8 protein-coding genes are annotated in these 5,011 nt (G+C 71.2%); 6 read left to right on the top strand and 2 right to left on the bottom strand.

What is annotated here, in order from left to right; all coding sequences use genetic code 11:
- From PROKR_RS12995 to PROKR_RS12985, 3 genes are all read left to right on the top strand, one after another.
- Nucleotides 1–309: LysM peptidoglycan-binding domain-containing protein (locus PROKR_RS12995; RefSeq protein WP_051432948.1), on the top strand; the 309-nt coding region annotated here is incomplete at its 5' end.
- 140 nt (nt 310–449) lie between these two features.
- Nucleotides 450–932, top strand: coding sequence for a transcriptional regulator NrdR (nrdR, locus tag PROKR_RS12990; RefSeq protein ID WP_020016749.1), 483 nt, complete (start codon nt 450–452; stop codon nt 930–932).
- A 112-nt stretch (nt 933–1,044) separates the two neighbouring features.
- The gene (locus PROKR_RS12985; RefSeq protein WP_232216118.1) at nt 1,045–1,272 is read left to right on the top strand and encodes a DUF5302 domain-containing protein; all 228 of its coding nucleotides are present in this window, start codon (nt 1,045–1,047) and stop codon (nt 1,270–1,272) included.
- A gap of 129 nt (nt 1,273–1,401) precedes the next feature.
- Here PROKR_RS12985 and PROKR_RS12980 read toward each other — a convergent pair whose 3' ends face one another.
- Entirely contained in the window at nt 1,402–2,010 is a 609-nt protein-coding gene (locus tag PROKR_RS12980; RefSeq protein WP_051432947.1) for a TetR/AcrR family transcriptional regulator, read from the bottom strand.
- A 67-nt stretch (nt 2,011–2,077) separates the two neighbouring features.
- Between PROKR_RS12980 and PROKR_RS12975 the strand changes: the two genes are divergently transcribed.
- Nucleotides 2,078–2,938 carry an MBL fold metallo-hydrolase gene (locus PROKR_RS12975; protein ID WP_051432946.1) on the top strand — a complete coding sequence of 287 codons (861 nt, stop codon included), beginning with the start codon at nt 2,078–2,080 and terminating at the stop codon, nt 2,936–2,938.
- A gap of 50 nt (nt 2,939–2,988) precedes the next feature.
- Here PROKR_RS12975 and PROKR_RS12970 read toward each other — a convergent pair whose 3' ends face one another.
- Complete coding sequence (locus PROKR_RS12970; RefSeq protein WP_036963803.1) at nt 2,989–3,240, bottom strand: hypothetical protein; 252 nt, start codon at nt 3,238–3,240, stop codon at nt 2,989–2,991.
- A 227-nt stretch (nt 3,241–3,467) separates the two neighbouring features.
- Here PROKR_RS12970 and PROKR_RS12965 point away from each other — a divergent pair, with 227 nt between their 5' ends.
- Both PROKR_RS12965 and PROKR_RS12960 read left to right on the top strand, forming a co-directional pair.
- The gene (locus tag PROKR_RS12965; protein ID WP_051432955.1) at nt 3,468–3,914 is read left to right on the top strand and encodes a DUF6098 family protein; all 447 of its coding nucleotides are present in this window, start codon (nt 3,468–3,470) and stop codon (nt 3,912–3,914) included.
- A 235-nt stretch (nt 3,915–4,149) separates the two neighbouring features.
- Nucleotides 4,150–5,011: alpha-amylase family glycosyl hydrolase (locus PROKR_RS12960; RefSeq protein WP_036963802.1), on the top strand; the 862-nt coding region annotated here is incomplete at its 3' end.

Genomic DNA, 5,011 nt, shown 5'->3' with positions numbered 1-5,011 from the left:
GCCGACAGGCTCGGGGTCGACGGCCTGCGGCTCACGCGCCGCGGCCGGTTCGTGCTGGTGCTGCTGGCGATGCTCCTGGTCGCACCGATGGTCACGTGGGGTGCTACCGCCGTCGCGAGCTCGCCCGGCGAGCCTACCGAGGTCCGGGTGCACGCCGTGCAGCCGGGGGAGACCCTCTGGGGCTTCGCCCAGGACGTCGCGCGGCCCGGCGAGGACGTGCGGCACGCCGTCGGCCGGCTGCAGGAGCTGAACGAGATGTCGTCCGCCACGGTGCGGGTCGGTGAGCTGCTCCTGCTCCCGAAGGAGTGACCTGGGGGCGCCCAAACTGGCCAGAGGCGACGATTCGCCGTCAAATGTTGCGGCGATGTTGCATGGGGGTGGTTTGCCCGCTTACGGTCGGGGCGCGACCGGATGTCTCCGGTCCGTGGCCGACCATGCAGGAGTGAAGCATGCACTGCCCGTTCTGTCGCCACGCCGACTCGCGCGTGGTTGACTCGCGGACCGCTGACGACGGCCTGTCGATCCGGCGCAGAAGGCAGTGCCCGAACTGCAACCGGCGGTTCACCACCGTCGAGACGGCGAGCCTCTCGGTCGTCAAGCGCTCCGGCGCCACCGAACCCTTCAGCAGGGACAAGGTCGCGGCCGGCGTCCGCAAGGCGTGCCAGGGCCGCCCGGTCAGCGACGACGACCTCGCGATCCTGGCCCAGCGGGTCGAGGAGACCCTGCGCAGCAACGGCAGCGCCGAGATCGACGCCTACGAGGTGGGCCTCGCGATCCTCGGTCCGCTGCGGGAGCTCGACGAGGTGGCCTACCTCCGGTTCGCCAGCGTCTACCAGTCCTTCGACTCGCTCGAGGACTTCGAGAGCGCCATCACGTCGCTGCGCGCCGAGCGCGCCGAGCGTGAGGCCGAGCGGGCCGCCGCCCAGGCGTAGGTCCTGGCCCGCGGGGCGAAAAAGCGATTGGCACCCCGGCGCGCGGTGGTGCAGGCTGGGGCCGACGACGGACCCGATCGAGGGACCCCCGAAACAGGAGGAGGTGATCGGTGTGACGGACGAGAAGACCGATGCCGAGGAGGCAGTGGCCCAGGGCGCAGAGGCGCCCAAGGCCGCGACCGCGCCGAGCACGGACGCGAAGGCGCGGTTCAAGGAAGCACTGGACCGGAAGAACGCCGCGCGCGGCCGTTCTGCTGCCGGCGACGTGAACACGGGATCTGTGCACGGCTCGGAGACGACCGGCCCGGTCCAGAAGATGTTCCGCCGCAAGTCCGGCTGAGCCTGCTCGAACGAGGCCGCTGACCAGGTATCTGACCTGGTCAGCGGCCTTTGCTGTGCTCGCGAGGTGACAGACCCGCCGAGCAGGCCCGGGGATCGGGCCGAGGCCTGAGGTGCCGCCCCGAAGGTGTCATTCCGTGGCGGCCGGGTCCAGCCGCCGTGCCTGGCTCGTCCGCGGCGTCGTGGACGCCAGTACCCGGTCGACGAGGTCGTCGAGGAGCGGGGTGGTCGCCGGTCTGCCCTCGAACGTGACGCGCACGAGAACCGCTCCCGTCAGGAGCGCGAGGGCCGGATCGACGTCACGTTCCTCGACATGGGCGGCCAGGATCGCGCGCATCCCGCTGGTGCCCGTCTCGTACAGCCGCGTGCGCAGCCGGCCGACGACCTCGTTGTCGTGCGCCCGCTCGACGACGCCTGCCAGGAGGCGGTCGAGGTGACCGCGGGTGAGATCGTCGGCGAAGTCCGCCAGGGCGGCGCGGAGATCGGTCCGCAGGTCGCCGGTCGGGGCCGGGTGGTCCGCCTCGTCGCAGATCTGATCGATCGACGCGCGGATCAGGTCCAGCCTGGTCGGCCAGTGGGCGTAGACGGTGGCCTTCGAGTAGCCGGCGCGGCGAGCCACCTCGGCGTGCGTGACGGCGTCCCAGCCCTCCTCGAGCAGCAGTGCGCTGGTCGCCCCGACGACGTCGCGGCGCGTCCGGGCGACGCGTGGGTCCAGCGCCTCTGCGGCTTCGCTCGTCATGGCCTCGATCCTACGAGTTGCTGAACTCCGTTGACACTGTTGAACTCCCAGTTCAATACTGGTCGACATGAACAATACTGACAGCGGGGCCACCGCTCAGGCGGCCGAGGACGCCGCGTCGCCGCCTGGGACGCGGATCTTCCAGCTCCCGACCGGCGCGTACGAGACCCCGGCCGCCCTGGCCTTCCAGGGCGGATCGTTCAGGGACCGCAGGCAGTTCGCCGCGACGGCGGTGCTCGTCCAGCACCCCCAGGGCGACGTGCTCATCGACGCGGGCTTCGGCGCGCAAGCCGAGGAGCACATCCGGATGTTGCCCTCGTTCCGGCGCTCACCGCACCGCTTCGGCATGACCGTGAGCGAGCAGCTCGACGCCGCCGGCTACGACCGCAGCCGGCTGCTCGGCGTGATCCTGACCCACTCCCACTGGGACCACGTCAGCGGCCTGGACTCCCTCGACGTGCCGGTCCTGGTGACGGACGAGGAGCTCCGGTACGCGGACCACAACCGCGGCGACCGCGTGTTCCGGCGAGTCGCCGCGGGGCACAGCTTCCGGACGTACGACTTCGACGGCCCGGCCCACCTGGGGTTCCCGTCCAGCCACGACGTGCACGGGGACGGCTCCGTCGTCATCTTGCCGGCACCTGGCCATACCACCGGCTCGGTCGTGGTCGTCGTGACGGTGCGGCCGGACGAGCGCTACGCCTTCATCGGTGACCTCGCCTGGCAGCTCGACGGGATCACGCGCGGCGCACGGCGGCCGCTCCTGATGCGCCTCCTCGCGGACAGCGACCCGGCGCGGATCCGCCAGGATCTCGCCCGGGTGGCCGCCCTCTCGCACCACCTGCGGATCGTTCCCGCCCACGACGCGCGAGGGTACGACGGCATCCCGCTCCTCGTGCCTGACCTCGACACCGGCTGGGCGTCATGACCGGAGGTGGATCTGGCCCGCCGCGACGGGGCCGACGAGCAAGGTCGCGCCTAGCGCTCGCCTTGCGGTGACGTCGCGGACGTCCCCTGGGCCGTGAGGTCAGCGAGGAACTGGTGGCACTTCTGGGCCCGTTCCGAGTCCTCTGCCATCACCTGCTCGAAGAACGCCGCGATCTCGTCCTTGCCTGCGTTGCGGGCGTCGCGGACGTACTGGCCGTAGTCGTGCCCCGCCTTGAGCGAGTGGTACTGCACGGAGATGAGGTCGAACGTGACGTCATCGAATCCGGTTTCTCCGGTTGCCATGATGCATCCTCCAGGTGCCGGCTTCGCCGACGGGGCGTCAGGCACCGGCCGACGAAGATGGACGGCCCAGCTCTGGACCTGCTTCCACGATCGCAGGGCCGCCCCGGCTCGCAACTTCCGGAGCGCCCGGTCCGGCGACCGCCCTGCCAGGGGCGCATCCGTGCTGATGCGGGTGGCGGCACCGGGGACGAGGCTGGGAGGGACAGCTCGACGATCGGACGGTGACGATGGACGTACCTGATCTGTGGGACAAGGGGATACCGCCGGACGCGCCGCGGCTGGGCTCGCTGGCGGAGGTCGCCGAGCTGGTCCAGGTCCTGGCGCCCGTCTACGTGCGGTTCAGCGCGGGCCCGGAGGCGGACCGTGCGGTGGCCAGCCGGGACCACGAGAGCGGGTGCCTGATGCCGGGGCTGAGCGTCAACCCGATGACGCCCGAGCCGTGGTGGACCCGTCCCGTGGAGCACTGGGTGGCACGCCAGCTCAGGCAGTACGCCCACCTCATGGTGCGCGAGCGATTCCCGTGGCTGCTGACCGGCGACGTCTCCGGCCGTGGTCCGGACTGTGAGCCGCTGCTGATCGGGATCACGCCGCTGGCGTTCCTGGCCCCGTCCGTCGTCGAGGAGGCGGGGGTGCTCTACCGGCAGGCCTTCGCACCGGGCGCTGACGGCACCTGACGGCCGACACGTCCTGCGAGGGCGCGGGCTCCGTGCGCGGAATGTGCGAGTCATCCTGGTTCGTGGCACCGTGCTTGCAGAGGCGCGCGGTCCAGCACCGGCCGTGCAGCAGCGCTCCCGACAGGAGGCGACGGATGAATCTCCCGACCTGCCAGAACGAGCGACGCGAGCACGGATCCACTCCTCCCCGGAGCGTGCCGCGCCGGCCGTCCCGAGAGCTGAGGTGAGGTCCGCGATGCGCTCCTCCTGGTACTCCGACGCGGTCGTCTATCAGCTCGATCCCCGCCTCTTCGCCGACTCGAACGAAGACGGCTGGGGCGACCTGCGCGGCATCACCGAGCGGCTGCACTACCTGCGCGGGCTCGGCGCCACGTGCGTGTGGATGCTGCCCTTCTACACCTCGCCCTTCCGCGACGGCGGCTACGACGTCAGCGACCACCTCGCCGTCGACCCGCGCCTGGGCGACCTGGCCGACATGGCTCACCTGCTCGAGACGGCGGAGGACCTCGGTCTGCACCTGCTGGTCGAGCTGGTCACCCAGCACACCTCCGACCAGCACCGCTGGTTCCAGGAGGCGCGGCACGACCGCCGGTCTCCCTACCGCGACTACTACGTCTGGGCCGACGAGCCGGACAACGACATCAAGCCGATGTTCCCCGACGTCGAGCCGAAGACGTGGACGTGGGACGACGAGGCGCAGCAGTTCTACCGGCACGCCTTCTACTCGCACGAGCCCGACCTCGCGCTCGACAACCCGCGGGTGCGCGACGAGCTGTACCGCATCGTCTCGTTCTGGCTGCGGATGGGCGTCTCGGGCTTCCGGGTGGACGCCGTCCCCATGATGCTGGAGCGGGCCCGGGCCGCCCGGCCCGACACCGACGGCCAGTGGCTCGTGCGCGAGCTGCGCGCCGCCGTCACGGAGCAGCGCACCGGGGCGGTGCTGCTCGGCGAGGTGGATGTCGCACCCGACGAGTACGCCCACTACTTCGGCGACGACGGGCAGCAGGGCATGACCATGCTGCTCGACTTCTGGTCGAACAACCACCTCTTCCTCGCGCTGGCGCGCGGGCAGGCCGAGCCGCTGGAGCGGGCGCTGC

This window comes from Promicromonospora kroppenstedtii DSM 19349, assembly GCF_000515355.1.
Classification (GTDB): Bacteria; Actinomycetota; Actinomycetes; order Actinomycetales; family Cellulomonadaceae; genus Promicromonospora; species Promicromonospora kroppenstedtii.
The sequence above is the reverse complement of the archived record's forward strand: the minus strand, read 5'-3'. Positions and strand labels throughout refer to the sequence as shown.

Coding starts and splice junctions, on each gene's coding strand:
- nrdR (WP_020016749.1), top strand. CDS start 450: ATGCACTGCCCGTTCTGTCGCCACGCCGACTCGCGCGTGGTTGACTCG.
- PROKR_RS12965 (WP_051432955.1), top strand. CDS start 3,468: ATGGACGTACCTGATCTGTGGGACAAGGGGATACCGCCGGACGCGCCG.
- PROKR_RS12970 (WP_036963803.1), bottom strand. CDS start 3,240: ATGGCAACCGGAGAAACCGGATTCGATGACGTCACGTTCGACCTCATC.
- PROKR_RS12975 (WP_051432946.1), top strand. CDS start 2,078: ATGAACAATACTGACAGCGGGGCCACCGCTCAGGCGGCCGAGGACGCC.
- PROKR_RS12980 (WP_051432947.1), bottom strand. CDS start 2,010: ATGACGAGCGAAGCCGCAGAGGCGCTGGACCCACGCGTCGCCCGGACG.